The 17,693-nt window shown below is 76.1% G+C and carries 17 protein-coding genes, 1 tRNA gene and 1 riboswitch; of the genes, 12 read left to right on the top strand and 6 right to left on the bottom strand.

The window, feature by feature from the left end; genetic code table 11:
- The 3 genes from WA616_RS12080 to WA616_RS12070 form a co-directional block, all read right to left on the bottom strand.
- A complete protein-coding gene (locus WA616_RS12080; RefSeq protein WP_336030095.1) occupies positions 1–1,272 on the bottom strand; it encodes a DUF445 domain-containing protein in 1,272 nt (423 codons plus the stop codon).
- A 49-nt stretch (positions 1,273–1,321) separates the two neighbouring features.
- A complete protein-coding gene (locus WA616_RS12075; protein WP_336030093.1) occupies positions 1,322–2,584 on the bottom strand; it encodes a S1C family serine protease in 1,263 nt (420 codons plus the stop codon).
- A 161-nt stretch (positions 2,585–2,745) separates the two neighbouring features.
- Positions 2,746–3,468 carry an ABC transporter permease gene (locus WA616_RS12070; RefSeq protein WP_336030092.1) on the bottom strand — a complete coding sequence of 241 codons (723 nt, stop codon included), beginning with the start codon at positions 3,466–3,468 and terminating at the stop codon, positions 2,746–2,748.
- A 151-nt stretch (positions 3,469–3,619) separates the two neighbouring features.
- Here WA616_RS12070 and WA616_RS12065 point away from each other — a divergent pair, with 151 nt between their 5' ends.
- Complete coding sequence (locus tag WA616_RS12065; protein ID WP_336030091.1) at positions 3,620–4,348, top strand: hypothetical protein; 729 nt, start codon at positions 3,620–3,622, stop codon at positions 4,346–4,348.
- Here WA616_RS12065 and WA616_RS12060 read toward each other — a convergent pair.
- Complete coding sequence (locus WA616_RS12060) at positions 4,303–4,599, bottom strand: DUF2695 domain-containing protein (RefSeq protein WP_336030089.1); 297 nt, start codon at positions 4,597–4,599, stop codon at positions 4,303–4,305. The genes WA616_RS12065 and WA616_RS12060 overlap by 46 nt on opposite strands.
- Before the next feature lie 100 nt (positions 4,600–4,699).
- Between WA616_RS12060 and WA616_RS12055 the strand changes: the two genes are divergently transcribed.
- Positions 4,700–4,772: transfer RNA gene (locus tag WA616_RS12055), tRNA-Thr, on the top strand.
- Here the strand turns inward: WA616_RS12055 and WA616_RS12050 are convergent.
- A complete protein-coding gene (locus WA616_RS12050) occupies positions 4,772–5,197 on the bottom strand; it encodes a DUF5313 family protein (protein WP_336030086.1) in 426 nt (141 codons plus the stop codon). The genes WA616_RS12055 and WA616_RS12050 overlap by 1 nt on opposite strands.
- A 161-nt stretch (positions 5,198–5,358) precedes the next feature.
- Between WA616_RS12050 and WA616_RS12045 the strand changes: the two genes are divergently transcribed.
- The 6 genes from WA616_RS12045 to WA616_RS12020 all read left to right on the top strand — a co-directional run bounded on the left by WA616_RS12045 (position 5,359) and on the right by WA616_RS12020 (position 12,843).
- Positions 5,359–5,790 carry a CBS domain-containing protein gene (locus WA616_RS12045; RefSeq protein WP_336030084.1) on the top strand — a complete coding sequence of 144 codons (432 nt, stop codon included), beginning with the start codon at positions 5,359–5,361 and terminating at the stop codon, positions 5,788–5,790.
- A gap of 23 nt (positions 5,791–5,813) precedes the next feature.
- Complete coding sequence (gene rarD / locus WA616_RS12040) at positions 5,814–6,731, top strand: EamA family transporter RarD (RefSeq protein ID WP_336030082.1); 918 nt, start codon at positions 5,814–5,816, stop codon at positions 6,729–6,731.
- A gap of 85 nt (positions 6,732–6,816) precedes the next feature.
- Positions 6,817–7,149: a DUF3263 domain-containing protein gene (locus WA616_RS12035; protein ID WP_073418403.1), complete on the top strand. Its 333-nt coding sequence runs from the start codon at positions 6,817–6,819 to the stop codon at positions 7,147–7,149.
- A 65-nt stretch (positions 7,150–7,214) separates the two neighbouring features.
- The gene (locus tag WA616_RS12030) at positions 7,215–8,966 is read left to right on the top strand and encodes a LytR C-terminal domain-containing protein (RefSeq protein WP_336030080.1); all 1,752 of its coding nucleotides are present in this window, start codon (positions 7,215–7,217) and stop codon (positions 8,964–8,966) included.
- A gap of 68 nt (positions 8,967–9,034) precedes the next feature.
- Entirely contained in the window at positions 9,035–11,971 is a 2,937-nt protein-coding gene (locus WA616_RS12025) for an alpha/beta fold hydrolase (RefSeq protein ID WP_336030078.1), read from the top strand.
- Positions 11,971–12,843: an ABC transporter permease gene (locus WA616_RS12020; protein WP_336030076.1), complete on the top strand. Its 873-nt coding sequence runs from the start codon at positions 11,971–11,973 to the stop codon at positions 12,841–12,843. Before WA616_RS12025 ends, WA616_RS12020 begins: the two co-directional genes overlap by 1 nt.
- Here the strand turns inward: WA616_RS12020 and WA616_RS12015 are convergent.
- A complete protein-coding gene (locus WA616_RS12015) occupies positions 12,840–13,661 on the bottom strand; it encodes an HAD family hydrolase (RefSeq protein WP_336030073.1) in 822 nt (273 codons plus the stop codon). The genes WA616_RS12020 and WA616_RS12015 overlap by 4 nt on opposite strands.
- Positions 13,662–13,720: 59 nt before the next feature.
- Positions 13,721–13,844, top strand: a riboswitch (SAM riboswitch).
- Positions 13,845–13,856: 12 nt separating this feature from the next.
- On the opposite strand from WA616_RS12015, the gene thrC reads away from it, so the two are divergent.
- The 4 genes from thrC (at position 13,857) to groL (ending at position 17,677) form a co-directional block, all read left to right on the top strand.
- Positions 13,857–15,158: a threonine synthase gene (thrC, locus tag WA616_RS12010; protein WP_336030070.1), complete on the top strand. Its 1,302-nt coding sequence runs from the start codon at positions 13,857–13,859 to the stop codon at positions 15,156–15,158.
- Positions 15,159–15,366: 208 nt separating this feature from the next.
- Positions 15,367–15,567 (top strand): cold-shock protein, encoded by a 201-nt coding sequence (locus WA616_RS12005; RefSeq protein WP_073418412.1) that lies wholly within the window; start codon positions 15,367–15,369, stop codon positions 15,565–15,567.
- 81 nt (positions 15,568–15,648) lie between these two features.
- Positions 15,649–15,831, top strand: a complete 183-nt coding sequence (locus WA616_RS12000; protein ID WP_336030069.1) for a hypothetical protein — start codon at positions 15,649–15,651, stop codon at positions 15,829–15,831.
- Positions 15,832–16,048: 217 nt separating this feature from the next.
- Positions 16,049–17,677: a chaperonin GroEL gene (gene groL, locus WA616_RS11995; RefSeq protein ID WP_073418416.1), complete on the top strand. Its 1,629-nt coding sequence runs from the start codon at positions 16,049–16,051 to the stop codon at positions 17,675–17,677.
- Positions 17,678–17,693: the final 16 nt, after the last annotated feature.

Raw genomic sequence — 17,693 nt, 5'->3', positions numbered from 1 at the left:
TCAGCCCAACAGCTGGGCGACGGTGTAGATCACCAGCCCGGCGAGGCCGCCGACGACGGTGCCGTTGATCCGGATGAACTGCAGGTCGCGGCCCACCTGGAGCTCGATGCGCCGGCTGGTCTCCTCGGTGTCCCAGCGGGCGACGGTCGTGCCGACGACGTCGGCGACGTCGCCGGCGAAGCGCTCGACCAGGTAGCCGGCCACCCGCACCGACTGCCGCTGCACCAGCTCGCGCACCCGAGGGTCGGTGCGCAGCAGCCGGGCGCCGTCGCGGACCAGGCCGGTGACGCGGGCCCGCAGCTCGGAGTCCGGATCGGCGGCGGCGGCGAGGAACGACGCCTTGGCGTTGGTCCACAGCGACGACGACCAGGTGCGCACCGCCGGGTGCTCGAGCAGCTGCTTCTTGAACGCCTCGACGGAGGCCGCCGTGTCGGGGTCGGTGCGCAGCGCGTGCACGTAGGCGCGCAGCCGGGCGTCGTAGACCCGCCGCAGCTCGTGGTCGCGGGCGTCGCCGACCTCGTGCAGGAAGCCCTGCAGCGCGGCGAACACCCGGTCGAACACCCGGTCATCGACCCAGTCGGGTACCCACGCCGGGGAGGCGTCGCCGAGCTGGGCGCGGAAGACGACGCGGTTCTCCTCGAGGAACCGGCCGAGGAAGCGCAGCGCCGCCGACAGGACCTCCTGGTGCCGGTCACCCTCGACCACCAGCTCCAGCACCCGGGCCAGCACCGGCGCGGCCGGCGTCTCGTGCAGTCGTCGGTCGACCAGCCCGGCGACGGCCTCCTGCACGTCGTCGTCGCGGAGCAGGTCGGTGAGCCCGGTGAGGGCGGCGGCCGCGTCGCCGGAGAGCCGCTCGGCCCGGCCGGGCGCGGCGAGGAAGTCGCCGAGCCGGCCGGGGACGTCGACGGTGGCCAGCTTGTCCTCGACCACCGCGCGGGTCAGGAAGTTCTCCTGCACGAAGGTGCCCAGGCTCGCGCCGATCTGGTCCTTCTTGCGCGGGATGATCGCCGTGTGCGGGATGGGGATCCGCAGCGGGTGCCGGAACAGCGCGGTGACGGCGAACCAGTCGGCCAGCGCGCCCACCATCGAGGCCTCGGCGGTCGCGCGGACGTACCCGACCCAGGCGCCGGCGTCCTCGCCGATCAGCACGCAGGCGAGGAACACCGCGGCGGCGAGCAGGAACAGGCCGGTCGCCAGCCGCTTCATCCGGCGCAGGCCCTCGGCGCGGGCGGGGTCGTCCAGCGAGGAGGTCAGGGGCACGGACGACGACACCCTCCCGAGCCTATTCGGCGCGGGAGGGTGCCCGGGGGCGGCCGGGAGGTCAGCCGGCACTGCTGCCGAGGGTCACCTCGACGGTCGTCGTCTCCCCGCCGCGGCGGACGGTGAGGGTCACGTCGTCGCCGGGGGCGGCGCTGCGCACCGCGGCGGTGAGCTCGGTGGAGCTGGTCACCGGCCGGTCGCCGACGGCGGTGACGACGTCGCTGGCCTGCAGGCCCGCGTCGGCCGCCGCGCCGCCGGGCTGCACCTGCACCACCTGGGCGCCGGTGCCGACCTCGCTGCTCGCGCTGCCGTCGGTGGCGGTCTGCGCGCTCACGCCCAGGACGGCGTGGGTGGCGCTGCCGGTCGCGATGATCTCGTCGGCGATGCGCTTCGCGGTGTTCGCGGGGATGGCGAAGCCGACGCCGATGTTGCCGCTCTGCGACGACGAGCCCGGCGCCCCCGACGCCACCGAGGCGATCGCGGTGTTGATGCCGATGACCTCGCCGGCGGCGTCGACCAGCGCGCCGCCGGAGTTGCCCGGGTTGATCGCCGCGTCGGTCTGCAGCGCGTCGATGACGGTGGCGTCGTCCTGGGTGGAGCCGGTGGCCACGGCTCGGTCGGTCGCGCTGACGATGCCGTCGGTGACGGTGTCGGACAGGCCGAGCGGGGCGCCGATCGCGACGGCGAGGTCGCCGACCTGCACGTCGTCGGAGTCGGCGAAGGTGGCCGGGGTCAGGCCGCTCGCGTCCTGCAGCCGGATCACCGCGAGGTCGGAGGTGGGGTCGGTGCCGACGACGGTGGCGTCGTAGAGCGTGCCGTCGGAGGTGCGCACCTGGACGGTGGCGGAGTCGGTCGAGCTGTCGAGCGTCACCACGTGGTTGTTGGTGAGCACGTAGCCGTCGTCGGTGAGCACGACGCCGGAGCCGCTGCCCGAGCCCGAGCCGCCGGTCACGTAGACGGTGACGACGCTCGGCGAGGCCTTCGCGGCCGCGGCGGTGACGGCGGTCGCGTTGTCCGGGTCCTGGATGACCACCGACTGGGCGGCGACGGGGCTCGTGCCCGCGGTCGCGCCGTCGGCGGTCAGTGCCACGACGCCGGCCCCGGCGCCGCCGCCGATCAGCGCGCCGGCCAGCAGCCCGGCGACGCCGATCCGCACCCGCCCGGCCCGGCGGGCCGGGGCCGCGGGCACGAGCGGCGGGGGCAGCGTCGCGGTGGCGGTCATCCCGTGCGGGTACCAGGTCCCGCCGGACGGCGGCGGCGTCCACCCCGGGGTCGCGCCCGCGGGCTGCTGCGACGGGTCGGGATGGGGCTGCTGTCCGGTCATCGTCCTCGGTCCTCCTCCTGGGGCGGCACCCCGCCGCCTCGGGACCGACTGTCGCCGCGCGGTCTGGTCGCGCCCTGCGGACCGCCTGTGAGGTGGCTGGGCGCCGGTCAGCGGGGGAGGCCGGGCAGCACCCGGCCGCGGGCCACCAGCTCGGTGACGATTTAGACGGCGATCACCTGGGCGGCCAGCAGCCCGACCAGCACCAGCAGCTGCGCGGCACCGGCGGCCGCGGGGCTGCCGCCGCCGAGCAGGACGCCGACGTAGGCGCCGGGGAGGGTGACCAGCCCGACCGTGCGGGTCTGGTCCAGCGGCGGCACGAGCGCGGTGGCGGCCGAGGCGCGGCCGACCTCGAGGAGCGCGTCGCGGGGGAGCAGGCCGAGGGCGAGGGCGGCCTCGACCTCGCCGCGGCGGCCGGTCAGCTCGTCGCGCAGGCGCCGTCCGGCCAGCGACGTCGCCGTCATCGCCCCGCCGACCACGATGCCGGCGACCGAGACGACGGCCTCGCCGCGCAGCGGGACGGTGCCGCTGGCCAGCACCAGCGCCACGACCGGCGCGGCTCCGCCGGCCACCGCGAGCGCCGTCGTCGCCACCCGGCGGGCCGCCCCGGGCGCCCGCAGCTGCAGGCCGGTGACCCGCCCGGCCGCGGTCACGGACGCGACGGCGACCATGAGCAGCACGAACGCCGCCGACAGCCACAGCGAGCGGACGACGGCGAGCAGCACCGCCGAGACGGCGGCCAGCTGCACGGTGGCCCGCAGCGCCGCGACGGCGACCGGCCGCTCCTGCCCGAGTCCCGACAGCCGCCCGGCGCCCGCGGCCAGCGCGGTGAGCAGCACCAGGACGGCGGCCAGCGGCAGGCCGGGCTCGACGACGGAGGTCCCCACGCGCGGCGATCCTGCCGTGCGGGCCGCGGCGCGCCACGACACGCCCGTGCACGGTGTGCGACCGGGCCGTCGCGGGGTAGCAGGGGAGCCCGGCCGGTCCCCCGGGAGCGGCCGGGCTCCCCTGCCCGGCCTGCCCTCCTGGAGGCTGCTCGTGTCCGACCGCGGACTGCCCGCCCGCCTGCTCCTGGGGCTCGCCGCCCTCACCGCGACGGCGGTGGCCGTCGTCGGCGGGCTCGCCCTGCGACCGCCCGGGCTGCTGGCGGTGGGGCTGGCCGCGGTCGTCACCGCCTGCCTCGCCGGCGGTGTCGCGCGGGAGTCGGGCGCCGAGTCCGGCGCGCCCGCGGACGCCCGCACCCCGCTCGACGCGGCCTGGCGCACCGGCGTGGCCACGATCGGCGTCCTGCTGTTCCTCTCCGGCACCGCCGCGCTCGGCGGCCCGGTGCTCACCGTGCTGGCCGGCGCCGTGCTCGCCGTCGGCGGGCTCGGGCTGTGGCTGCTGCACGCCGGGCGCCCGCCGCGGCGCAACGCCGTCCCGGCGCCGCCGTCGTCCGGTCGTGTCGCGCCGGCCGCGGGGCCGCGCCCGGGAGCCGGCGCGCAGCCGGCGGAGGCCCGTGCCACGGTGACGTTCTCCCCGCCGGTGGCGACGCTGTCGACCGCGGCGCTGGGGCGGGAGTGGCTGAGCACCTCGACGGCGCTGGGCGGCCGGCTGGAGCCCGCCACCCGGCAGTCGGTCGTGCGCCGCCGCGAGGAGGTCCTCGACGAGCTCGAGCGGCGCGACCCGGAGGGATTCGCCCGGTGGCTGGCCGACGGCGCGCTCGGCAGCGACCCGGCGGGCTACCTGCGGGAGGGCCCGGCCGCCGGCACCGACGCCGCCGCCTGACCCGCCGGCTCGAACACCACTCCGGGGTCGACGTTCATCACGACCTCGCAGTCGCAGAAGCCGCCGTACTCCTCGAGGCCCTCGTGCAGGCGGTCGAGCGCGATGCCCTGCCGGGCCGCCCACTCGTCGGTGGCGCGGGTGGTCTGGTCGCAGCCGGACGCGGCGAGCAGCGCCTCGACGTGCCCGCGCAGCGCGTCGAGCTGCGTGCGGTCCAGCGGCAGGAGGGAGGTCCCGTCGTCGGTCGGTGCCACGCCGGGATCATCGGCAGCCCGGGCGCCGACTCGACCCGTCCGCCGCGGCCGCGCCCGCGGTGTCCCTATCCTCGTGGTGCCGGGACGGAGTCCCCGGTCCGCCGGCGTGGCGCAACTGGTAGCGCACCCGACTTGTAATCGGGCGGTTGGGGGTTCGAGTCCCCCCGTCGGCTCAGTCGAAGCTCCCGGCCCCGCCGACGCGGTACGGGAAGCGGGCCTCCACCCGGGCGTCGCGGCGCCGCTCGGCGCGCTCCTCGCGGATCCGCGCCGCCGTGCCCGCCGGGTAGCCGGCCTTGGCCACCCGGTGCTCGGTGGTCTCCACGATGAACGCCATCGAGTACATGAGGCCCACCAGGACGCCCCCGAGCGCCGCCGTCAGCCGGTAGACCAGCGGCACGGGCACGAACAGGCAGAGCGCGACCAGCGGCGAGAGCTGCACCAGCGAGCGCGCGAGGTGCCGCCGCACCCAGCCCGGCCGGGTGGTGTCCGACAGCACCCAGGCGGACAGGTCGCGGGGCAGCCGGCCGCCGAGGGCGTAGCGGAGCCACTGCAGGGCCGTCGGGGACGCCGGGGCGGCGTCGTGCCGGATGGTGCGCACGCGACGACGGTAGGCCCCTCCGGCCGGTCGCGTGCCTGCGCAGCGTCACGGCCGGCGGCGCCGCGTGACCGACACGCGTCCCGGGCGTGGCCCGCGCCGCGCCGCCCTCCGGCCGGTCCGCCGCGGAGCAGACTGCGGCCCGGCCGGAGGGAGGAGACCTCGTGCGCATCGCCCACCTGCTCCACCGCAAGGGTCCCGACGTCGTCACCGTCGAGCCCGGCGCCGGCGTCCGGGAGGCGCTGGCACTGATGGCCCGCCACGGCGTCGGCGCCCTCGTCGTGTCGCCGGGGGAGGGCCGGGTCGCCGGCATCCTGTCCGAGCGCGACGTCGTGCGCGCGCTGCACGCCTCCGGTGACGCCGTCCTCGACGGGCCGGTCTCGGCGCTCATGACCGCCGAGGTGCACACCTGCCCGCCCGGCGCCTCGGTGCACGACCTGGCCCGCACCATGACCGACCGCCGCGTGCGGCACGTCCCCGTCGTCGAGGACGGCCGGCTGCTCGGCATCGTCTCGATCGGCGACGTCGTGAAGGCCCGGCTCGACGAGCTCGAGGAGGAGCGCGCCCACCTCGTCGACTACATCCAGGCGGGCTGACCCCCGGGCGTAGCGTGCCCGCCGTGGACGAGCGGCGGGCGGGCACCGCGGCGGGGCTGTCGGCCTACCTGCTGTGGGGCTGCTTCCCCCTGTACTTCCCGCTGCTGGAGCCCGCCGGCGGGGTGGAGATCGTCGCCCACCGGGTGGTCTGGTCGCTGGTCTTCGTCGCCCTGCTGCTGACGGCGCTGCGCCGCTGGCCGCTGGTGCGCGCCGCGGTCACCGACCCGCGGACGATGCTGGTGCTCGCCGGCGCCTCGGCGCTGATCGCCGCCAACTGGCTGGTGTTCGTCTACGGCGTCAACTCCGGCCACGTCGTCGAGACCTCGCTCGGCTACTTCGTCAACCCGCTGGTGAGCGTGCTGCTCGGCGTCGTCGTCTTCGCCGAGCGGCTGCGGCCGCTGCAGTGGACGGCGGTCGGGCTGGCGGGCGTCGCGGTCGTCGTCCTGACCGTCGACCACGGCCGCCCGCCGTGGATCGCGCTGACCCTCGCCGCCACGTTCGGCGCCTACGGGCTGCTGAAGAAGCTGGTCCGGGTGGAGGCCGCGCCGGGGCTGTTCGTGGAGACGGCCGTGGCGTTCGTGCCGGCGCTGGTCCTCCTCGGCGTCCTGCACGGCACCGGCCGGGGGACGGCGGGCAGCGAGGGCACGGGCCACCTGCTGCTGCTCGTGGCCTCGGGCATCGCGACGGCGGTGCCGCTGCTGCTGTTCGCCGCGGCGGCCCGGCGGATCCCGCTGTCGACGATCGGCCTGCTGCAGTACGTGACGCCGCTGATGCAGCTCGCGCTCGGCGTCTTCGTCTTCCACGAGCCCATGCCGCCGGCGCGGCTGGCCGGCTTCGCGATCGTCTGGGCGGCGCTGGCCGTGTTCACCGTCGACGGCCTCCGCGCCGCGCGTGCGGCGGGCCGCCGGGACGCGGCCGAGCAGGTGCCGGCCGTCGCCTGACGCCGCGCGCGAGCCCGCGCGGAACGTCGGTACCCGGGCCTACCGTCGTGGGTGACGGCTTCCCCCCGATCGAACGGATCCGACCATGACCCCCGACCCAGCCCCCGCGGTCTCCCCGCCGGGGGGCTCGGCGTCCGGTGAGGTCCCCGCGCAGCCCGCGGGCCTGACCCGGCGCGAGCACGAGATGCTGGCCTTCGAACGGCAGTGGTGGCGCCGCGCCGGCGCCAAGGAGACGGCCATCCGCGAGCAGTTCGGCGTCCCGCCGACGCGGTACTACCAGGTGCTCAACGCCCTGGTCGACCGGCCCGCGGCCCTCGCCGCCGACCCCATGCTGGTGCGCCGGTTGCGGCGCCTGCGCACCGCGCGGCGCGCCCGTCGTTCACCGTCCCTCCTGGGCAAGGGCTCTCCGGCCATCTAGATTTGGTCACCGTGGGCAGGCACGCGGCGTCAGGTGGTGACCAACCGGACCGACCGTCAGCCCCGGTGGCCGGTGGGCGACGCCGCACCGACCAGCCCGCCGACCGCCCGGCGCCCGAGTTCGGGGCCGACACCCTGGCGCCCGGGTACGGGGACCTGAGCGACCACCCCACCACGCCCGGCCCGCTGCGCAGCCGCGCCGACCGGCGCCGCGACGCGCTGCTCGGCGACGAGACCGACCGGCGCCGCCTGACCGGCGGCCCGGGAGCGCCCGCGGCCGCCCCGGCCCGGCCGTCCGCCCGGCCGCCCCGCCCGGCGGCGGCGCCCCCGGCGGCTCCCGCCCAGCCCACCACCGCCCAGGCGCCGGCGCAGGCCCCGCCGGCCCGCCCGCAGCCCGCCGCGCCCCCGGCCGGGCGCGGCCGCACCCCTGCCGCGCGGCCGTCGGTGCCGGCGAACGGGGCGACCCGCCAGGCGCCGGCCGCGCAGCCGCCCGCCGCGCCGGCGCCGCCCGCCCCCCAGGCGCCCGCCGTGCCGCCCACCGCGGTCCGGCTGCCGGCGCCGCCGCCGAAGCCCGAGGCGCAGGCCCCGGCGCGCCCGGCCGCCCCCGAGACCTCCGTGGCGCCGTTCCAGGCGGTGCCCAGCCCCGCCGCCGACGCACCCGCGCGCGGCCGGCCCGCCGACCGGCAGCGGCCGGAGCGGCCTCCGGTCCAGGCCCCCGCGGCCCGGCTCCAGGCAGCCCGGACCCCGGCGGCTGTGCCCGGCGCGCCGGCCACCGCGGCGGCTCCGGCCGTGGCCCCCGGCCCCGGCGCCACGCCCTACCGCGACCGGACCCGCCCGACGGGCGCCCCCGAGCCCGCCGCACCGCCCGCCCCGGCCACCACGGCGATCCCGGACCGGGAGCCCGCCCGGGCCCGGGCCGCGGCGCCGCTCACCGAGGCGATCCCGGACCGCGAGCCGGCCCGCGCCCGGGCCGCGGCGCCGCTCACCGAGGCGATCCCGGACCGCGAGCCGGCCCGCGCTCGGGCCGCGGCGCCGCTGACCGAGGCCATCCCCGACCGGCAGCCCGCCCGCACCCGCGAGGGACGCGGCGACCGGGACGAGCGCCGGGACGGGCGCCCCGAGACCGGCCCGGCCACCGGCGGCACCGGCGTCGTCGGCAACCGCGCCGCCATGCGCGCCGAGCGGCAGGCCCGCGAGGCCGAGCGCCAGGCGATGGAGGCCGAGCGCCGCAAGGCCGCCCGCCGCGCCGGCGTCTCGCGCGCCGCCCTGCGCGCCGCCGAGGGGGAGGACGCCCCGCCGCGTGGGCGCCGCACGGGGCTCCTGCTGCTCGCCGTCGTGGTGGTCGCGCTCGTCGTGCTCGGCGTCTACAGCTTCACCTCCCCGGCGGCACAGGAGGCGGGCTCCACCACCCCGCCGGCCACCAGCAGCCCGCCGGCACCCACCGCGCCGCCCAGCGGCGCGCTGCCGCCGCTGTCGGTCGAGCCGCTGCCGCCGGTCGACCAGGCGCCCAGCACGCCGGTGCGCGTCCCGGTCACCGTGCTCAACGCCACGTCCACCAGCGGCCTGGCCGCCGACGTCGCCGCGCAGCTGGGTGCCCAGGGCTGGACGTCGGCCGGCGTCGGCTCCTACGACGGCCCGGACGTCGCCGTCACCACGGTCTTCTTCACCGCGGGCGACGAGACGCAGCGGCAGTCGGCGCTGCAGCTCATGGACGCCTTCCCGGCGGTGCAGACCGGCCCCGCCGACCGGTTCTTCGAGGTCCCCGGCGTGGCCGACCCGGGCCTGGTCGTCGTCGTCACCGGCGAGTGGCAGTCCTGACCGTCGCCTGCGATCCACCGCACGGCCGCCGCCGGAACCCGGGCGCGACACCGTCCGTTGGCCGCTCCGTGCGTTCCGCCCGCGCGGCCCTCGGTGCCGTGCTCGCCCTGCTGGTCACCGGCACGGTCCTCGTCTCGCTCCCCGGCACCGCGTCGGCCGCCGAGGACGTCCGCACCGAGGACGCCCGCGTCCCCTCCGGTTCCGGCGCGGACGCCGTCGAGCTCGACACCACGCTGTACCTGCCGGCCTCGGCCACCGCGGACGCCCCGGCGCCGGCCGTCGTCCTGGCGCACGGCTTCGGCGGCAGCAAGCGGTCGGTGGCCGACGACGCGCAGGACCTCGCGGGCCGCGGCTTCGTCGTCCTGACGTACTCGGCGCGCGGGTTCGGCGAGAGCACCGGCCAGATCGGCCTCGACGACCCGCGCTACGAGGTCGCCGACCTCTCCACGCTGCTCGACGTGCTGGCCGGGCGCGACGACGTCCTGCTCGACGGCGACGGCGACCCGCGGGTCGGCGTCGCCGGCGCCTCGTACGGCGGGGCGCTGTCGCTGCTCGGCGCCGCCTACGACGACCGGGTCGACGCGATCGCGCCGCAGATCACCTGGAACTCCCTGACCGCCGCGCTCTTCCCGTCGCAGACCGGCGAGGCCGACGGCGCGCAGCCGCCCACGACGCCCGCCGCCACCCCGCAGAGCGCGGACACCGGCGTCTACAAGCGCCTGTGGGCCGGGCTGTTCTTCGGCGTCGGCTCGGTCCCCACCGGCGGGCTGCTCGACGCGCTCGGCGGCGGGGGAGCGGGCGACGCCGGCGACGACGAGGGCACCACCGGGGACACCACCGCCGACACCGGCGGCGCGGCCCCGGCGTCCGCCCCGTCGCTGCCGCAGCTGCCCGACCTGGCCGGTGTCGACCCCGCGGCGGTGGAGCAGGCGCTGACCTGCGGCCGGTTCCGCGCCGACATCTGCGCCGCCTACCAGGACTCCGCCGCCACCGGCACGCTCACGCCCGAGGTGGCCGCGGTCCTCGACCGCAGCAGCCCGGCCGCCGTCCTCGACCGGATCACCGCGCCGACCCTGCTCGTGCAGGGCACCGAGGACTCGCTGTTCGGCCTCGGCCAGGCCGACGCCAACGCCCGCGGGATCGCCGCCAACGGCACCGAGGTCAAGGTCGTCTGGTACGCCGGGGGCCACGACTCGCAGCCCTCCGAGCGCGAGACCGCCGAGTTGCGCGACCTGGTCGCCGGCTGGTTCTCCTGGCACCTGCGCGACGGCGACGACCCGGCCCGCGGCGAGGACCCCGGCACCGGCTTCGAGTACCCCGCGCCGACCGGCCTGGGCAGCACGCTGGGCAGCGTCCAGGGCGGCACCCAGAGCGTCGTCGCCGACGCCTACCCGGGCCTCGACGGCGCCCCCGCGACCGAGCGCACCGACCTCGCGCTCGACGGCCCGCTGCAGCCGGTGGTCACCCCGGCCGGCGGCACGCCCGCCGCGATCACCACGGTCCCCGGCCTCGGGTCGATCGCCTCCGCGCTGGCCGGCACCGCCGTCGAGATCCCCGGCCAGTTCGCCGCCTTCTCCACCGAGCCGCTCGACGAGGCCGTCGAGGTGGTCGGCGCCCCCACCGTCGACCTCGCCGTCGCCTCGCCCAGCGGCACCGCGACGCTGTTCGCCAAGCTCTACGACGTCGGCCCCGACGGCGCGCAGACCCTGCCCGGCGGGCTGGTGGCGCCGCTGTCGCTGACCGGGCTGTCGGCCGACCCGACGGCGCCGACCGAGGTCACCGTGACCCTGCCGGGCATCGTGCACCGCTTCGAGGCCGGCCACACGATGCGCGTCGTCGTCTCCTCCACCGACCAGGCGTTCGCCCTCCCGGCCGAGGCGGCCGTCTACTCCGTCGCGCTGGCCGGCGCGGGCAACGGCGGCAGCGCGCTCGCCGTCCCGACCGTCGAGGGGCAGGCGCAGGCCGACGGCGGGACCTCGCGCTGGTGGCTGCTGCTCGGCGCCGTCGTCCTCCTCGGCCTGCTCGGCTGGGCCGCGGCGGTCCTCTGGGGCCGCCGCCGTCGCCGGGTCACCTCCGCCGTCGAGCCCGACGGCGAGGACGTGCCGCTGCGCTTCGAGGGCGTGACCAAGGCCTACAAGGACGGCTTCGTGGCGGTGAAGGACCTCTCCTTCGAGGTCCGCCGCGGCCAGGTGCTCGGCCTGCTCGGGCCCAACGGCGCGGGCAAGACGACGTCGCTGCGGATGCTCATGGGCCTCATCCGCCCGAACGCCGGCCGGATCAGCGTCTTCGGCCACGCCGCCGGCCCCGGGGCGCCGGTGCTGTCGCGGCTCGGCTCCTTCGTCGAGGGCACCGGCCTGATGCCGCACCTGTCGGGCCGCGACAACCTCACCCTCTACTGGGCCGCCACCGGCCGGCCGCCGGCGGACGCGCACATGGAGGAGGCGATCGAGGTCGCCGGTCTCGGCGCCGCGATCGACCGCCCGGTGCGCCGCTACAGCCAGGGCATGCGCCAGCGGGTGGCCATCGCCCAGGCGATGCTCGGCCTGCCCGACCTGCTGGTGCTCGACGAGCCGACCAACGGCCTCGACCCGCCGCAGATCCACGCCATGCGCGAGGTGCTGCAGTCCTACGCCGCCACCGGCCGCACGGTCATCGTGTCCAGCCACCTGCTCAGCGAGATCGAGCAGACCTGCACCCACGTGGTGGTCATGGCGCGCGGCCAGAAGATCGCGCAGGGGACGGTCGAGGAGATCGTCGGCACCGGGGGTGCGGTGCTCGTCGGGCTCGCCGACGACTCCGATGCCGGCCGCGCGGCCGCGGTCCTGTCCGGGCTGCCCGGGGTCGCCGTCGAGCGCACCGACGAGGGCCTGGTCGCCGACCTGGGCGCGCGGACCTCGCGGGCGCAGGCGCTGCAGGCGCTCGTAGCCGCCGACGTCGCCGTCGACCAGTTCACGCCGCGCCGCCGCCTGGAGGACGCGTTCCTGGCCCTGGTGGGGGAGAGCTGATGACCGCGACGGAGCACGTCCAGCCCACCGGGGCGGTCGCCGGCTACCGCCCCGGCCGCACGCTGCGGCTGTCGGTGGAGCTGCGCCGGCAGTTCAAGCGGCGGCGCACCATCGGCGTCTTCGCGCTGATGGTCGCCCTCCCGCTGGTGCTCATCGCCGCGCTGCAGCTCGGCGCCAGCGAGGAGGCCGCGGAGAACACCCGGATCAACCTGGTCGACGTCGCCACCTCCAGCGGGCTGAACTTCACGCTGTTCGTGCTGTTCGCGACGACGTCGTTCTTCCTCGTCGTGGTCTACGCGCTGTTCTTCGGCGACACCGTGGCCAGCGAGGCGCAGTGGGGGTCGCTGCGGTACACGCTGGCCACCCCCGTTCCGCGGGCGCGGCTGCTCCGGCAGAAGTGGATCGCCGCGCTGGTGCTGTCGGTGGCGGCGCTGCTCACGCTCGCGGTGGTCGCCGTCGTGGCCGGCGGGATCGCGTTCGGCTTCGACGACATCCGGACGCCGATCGGGGTGACCCTGTCGCAGGGCGAGGGCCTGCTCCGGCTGGCCGGGATGCTCGGCTACCTCGCCGTCCACCTGCTCGTCGTCGGGGCGCTCGCGTTCTGGCTGTCCACGGTCACCGACGCGCCGCTGGCCGCCGTCGGCGGGGCGGTGTTCACGATGGTCGTGTTCGCGATCCTCGACCAGGTCGAGCAGCTCGGCGCCATCCGCGACTGGTTCCCCACGGCGGAGGAGTTCGCCTGGACCGACCTGCTGCAGACGCCGGTCGACTCCTCCGACCTCTTCCGCGGCGTCATCCAGTCGCTGGTCTACGCCGCGGTCTTCACCGCCCTGGCGTTTCGCTCCTTCTCCCGCCGCGACGTCACGAGCTAGAGCGAGGCCCGTACCGCCTGGGCCCAGCCGACGCCCATCGCCCCGTCGGTCACCGACACGTTGGGGACGGCGGCCAGCATCGCGTCCATCCCGTCGACCTCGGCGCCGTTCGCGGTGATCCACAACCGGCCGACGGCGGGCGCCATCTCCAGGTCGCTGGCGCTGTCGCCGATCGCGACGGCGTCGGCGGGGTCGACGCCGCGCCGCTCGAGGTCCCAGGCGATCGCCTCGCCCTTGGAGATGCCGCGCGGCATCAGGTGGTAGACCCGGGCCAGCTGCCCCTCGGGCGCGAGGTCCAGCTTGGCCGTCGCGGGGATGGCGCCGTTGTCCTTGAGCGTCAGCCAGCCCAGGCCCCGCTCGGCGAGCCAGGCGTCGACGGCGACCGGGTCGACGTAGCCGCGCAGCAGCGCGTCGCCCTCGTGCGTGGTGTGCCAGGGCGCGTGCCACTCCAGCCGGCCCGGGTGGGCGGCGCACAGCGCGTCGACGACGCCGAGCTCGGCCAGCACGTCCATCGGCGTGCGCCCGGCGTACTCGTCGGGCAGCGCGCCGGTGAGCTGGTGGCGCGACCGGCCGCCCTTCCACGTGACGAGCGAGCCGAGCTCGGCGATCGCGCCGTCGGCGGCGAAGATCCGCCCGGCCTCGGTGACCTGGTCGGCGGTACGCCCGCTGACGATCACCAGAGCGACCCCGGCGGTGTGCAGTTCCAGGAGCGCGGCCGCGGGCTCGGCGGTGGGGGAGCCGTCGGAGGCGTGCCAGAACGACCCCCGGGGGCCGACCATCGTGCCGTCGAGGTCGGTGTAGACGATGCGCGCAGCCACACGCCCAGCATGGCCGGGACCGGGACCGCCTCCGGACCCCGGGTAGACTCGGGGCGTTCCACTCATCCAGAGGGGCAGAGGGACACGGCCCGACGAAGCCCCGGCAACCGCGCTCGCGCGAGCGGCGAGAGGTGCCAATTCCGTCCCGCGCGGCTCGACGGCCCGACGTGGGGAAGATGAGGAGGTAGTCGTCGCATGACCCTGACCGCTCCCGGTTCTGTCCAGGCCGACTCCGCTGCCGGCGGCCCCGTGCCGCCCAGCCCCGCCCGCGGCCTCGTCTGTCGCAACTGCGGCGCCACCTTCGGCCTCATCGCCGAGCACGCGTGCGCGGAGTGCTTCGGCCCGCTGGAGGTCGACTACGACCCCGAGCTGATGGCCGCCGTCACCCGCGAGCAGATCGAGTCCGGCCCGCAGAACATCTGGCGCTACGCCGCCCTGCTGCCCGTGGGCCAGGACCCGGCCGACCGCGTCTCGCTCGACCCGGGCATGACCCCGCTGGTCCGCGCCGACCGGCTCGCCGCCGAGCTCGGCATCACCGGCGGCCTGTGGGTCAAGGACGACTCCGCCAACCCGACGCACTCGTTCAAGGACCGGGTGGTCAGCCTCGCCGCCACCGCGGCCAAGCGGCTGGGCTACCGCAAGATCGCCGCCGCCTCGACCGGCAACCTGGCGAACTCGGTGGCCGCGCACGCCGCCCGCGTGGGGCTGCCCTCCTTCGTCTTCATCCCCTCGGACCTCGAGCCCGGCAAGGTCGTGCAGTCGGCGGTCTACGGCCAGACGCTGGTCGCCGTCGACGGCTCCTACGACGACGTCAACCGGCTCACCAGCGAGCTCGCCGAGACCGACGAGTTCGAGGACACCGCCTTCGTCAACCAGAACGTGCGGCCCTACTACGCCGAGGGCTCCAAGACCATGGGCTACGAGATCGCCGAGCAGCTCGGCTGGCGCATCCCGGCCCAGGTCGTCATCCCGATGGCGTCGGGCTCGCTGCTCACCAAGGTCGACAAGGCCTGGCGGGAGCTGGTGAAGGCGGGGATCGTCGCCGACACGGAGTGGCGCGTCTTCGGCGCCCAGTCGGCCGGCTGCGACCCGATCGCCACCGCCTTCGACAACGGCTGGGACGTCGTCAAGCCGGTCAAGCCCACCGGCATCGCGAAGTCGCTGAACATCGGCAACCCCGCCGACGGCCCGTACGCGCTCGACGCCATCCGCCGCACCGGCGGGTCGGTCGGCCGGGTGGGCGACGAGCAGATCGTCGAGGGCATCCGCGACCTCGCCCGCACCACCGGCGTCTTCGCCGAGACCGCCGGCGGCGTCACCGTCGCGGTGCTCCGGCAGCTGGTGGAGGACGGCCGGCTCGACCCCTCGAAGGAGACCGTCGTCCTCAACACCGGGGAGGGGCTCAAGACCCTCGACCCGCTGCTGCCGGTGGTCGGGTTCACCCACCGGGTGGAGCCCTCGCTGCGGTCGGTCCGGTCGGCGGGCCTCATCTCCTGAGGCGTAGAGTCCTGCACAGCGCCGATCCGGTCGGGTGACATCCCCGACCCGATCGTGGCCGAGTCGTGTGGGGAGGATCTCCCCGCGTCGGCCTCCTTGTTGTACCGTCTCGCGCGGTCAGTTCCACGCACGTGATCACGGGCGGAAGAGCTGGATCCCGGCCCCCGGATCACGGGGGTCGTCCGCACGCACGACCGTGGGAGCGCACGTGGCACAGGGCACCGTGAAGTGGTTCAACGCCGAGAAGGGCTTCGGCTTCATCGCCGTCGACGGCGGCCAGGACGTCTTCGTCCACTACTCGGCCATCCAGATGGACGGCTACAAGAGCCTCGACGAGGGCCAGCGCGTGTCCTTCGAGGTCGTCCAGGGCGAGAAGGGCCCGCAGGCCGACGCCGTCCGCGCCGTCTGACCCTGCGCCCGTCCCGAGGCCCGGTCCCCCGCGGGGGGCCGGGCCTCGGTCGTGCCCGGGGCCAGGACGAGAGGAGCGGCCGTGCCGCGCTGGAGCATCACCCACCTGGAGGACGCGCCGACGCTGGCGCACCGGCCGGGGCTGGAGCTGAAGTACGACGACGGGCGCAACCGCGTGTGGCTGCCCACCGGGGACGGCGCGGTGCTGGTCGAGCGCCGGGACCCCGTGACGGGGGTCTGGCACGCCGACCCGCCGAGGGGCTGACCCCGGGGGGGAACAGCCGGCGCCCACCCCCCGTTCTTGCACTCGGCAGGTGCGAGTGCCAGACTTCCCGTTGGCACTCGACAGTGCCGAGTGCCAATCAGGTCGGAACGGTGAGGCACCGGAGCGCGGACCGACGGAGCGTCCGCGGCGCCGGTGTCGTCCGTCGCGGGCGCCGGTCCCGGCCGTGCAGCGATCCATGCATGGAGGACATCACCACATGGCCAAGATGATCGCCTTCGAGGAAGAGGCGCGCCGCGGCCTCGAGCGGGGCATGAACACCCTCGCCGACGCCGTCAAGGTGACGCTCGGCCCCAAGGGCCGCAACGTCGTCCTCGAGAAGAAGTGGGGCGCTCCCACCATCACCAACGACGGTGTGAGCATCGCCAAGGAGATCGAGCTCGAGGACCCCTGGGAGAAGATCGGCGCCGAGCTGGTCAAGGAGGTCGCGAAGAAGACCGACGACGTCGCGGGTGACGGCACCACCACCGCCACCGTGCTCGCCCAGGCGCTCGTGCGCGAGGGTCTGCGCAACGTCGCCGCCGGCGCGAACCCGATGGCCCTGAAGAAGGGCATCGAGAAGGCCGTCGCCTCGGTCACCGAGTACCTCCTCTCGACCGCCAAGGACGTCGAGACCAAGGAGCAGATCGCCGCCACCGCGTCGATCTCCGCCGCTGACCCCGCCATCGGCGAGCTCATCGCCGAGGCGATGGACAAGGTCGGCAAGGAAGGCGTCATCACCGTCGAGGAGAGCAACACCTTCGGCCTCGAGCTCGAGCTCACCGAGGGCATGCGCTTCGACAAGGGCTACATCTCGCCCTACTTCGTGACCGACCCCGAGCGCATGGAGGCCGTCCTCGACGACCCGTACGTGCTCGTCGTCAACTCGAAGATCAGCTCGGTCAAGGACCTGCTCCCGCTGCTGGAGAAGGTCATGCAGTCGGGCAAGCCGCTGGCCATCATCGCCGAGGACGTCGAGGGCGAGGCCCTCGCGACCCTGGTCGTGAACAAGATCCGCGGCACCTTCAAGTCGCTGGCCGTCAAGGCTCCCGGCTTCGGCGACCGCCGCAAGGCCATGCTGACCGACATCGCCATCCTCACCGGTGGCCAGGTCATCAGCGAGGAGGTCGGCCTCAAGCTCGACACCGCCGACGTCTCCCTCCTGGGCCGCGCCCGCAAGGTCGTCGTCACCAAGGACGAGACGACGATCGTCGAGGGCGCCGGCGACAGCGAGCAGATCGCCGGCCGGGTCAACCAGATCCGCAACGAGATCGACAAGTCGGACTCCGACTACGACCGCGAGAAGCTGCAGGAGCGCCTGGCCAAGCTGGCCGGTGGCGTCGCCGTCATCAAGGCCGGCGCCGCGACCGAGGTCGAGCTCAAGGAGCGCAAGCACCGCATCGAGGACGCGGTGCGCAACGCCAAGGCCGCCGTCGAGGAGGGCATCGTCGCCGGTGGTGGCGTCGCCCTCGCGCAGGCCACCGCCGTCGCGTTCGACAAGCTCGAGCTCGAGGGTGACGAGGCGACCGGTGCCAACATCGTGCGCGTCGCGCTCGAGGCCCCGCTGAAGCAGATCGCCGTCAACGCCGGCCTCGAGGGCGGCGTCGTGGCGGAGAAGGTGCGCAACTCCGAGGTGGGCCACGGCCTCAACGCCGCCACCGGCGAGTACGTGGACCTGGTCTCGGCCGGCATCATCGACCCGGCCAAGGTCACCCGCTCGGCGCTGCAGAACGCCGCCTCCATCGCGGCGCTCTTCCTCACCACCGAGGCCGTCATCGCCGACAAGCCGGAGAAGTCCGCCCCGGCCATGCCGGGCGCCGACGGCGGCATGGGTGGCATGGACTTCTGAGTCCCGTCCTCTGCAC

The organism is Geodermatophilus sp. FMUSA9-8 (assembly GCF_037034165.1).
GTDB classification, from domain to species: domain Bacteria; phylum Actinomycetota; class Actinomycetes; order Mycobacteriales; family Geodermatophilaceae; genus Geodermatophilus; species Geodermatophilus nigrescens.
The sequence above is the reverse complement of the archived record's forward strand: the minus strand, read 5'-3'. Positions and strand labels throughout refer to the sequence as shown.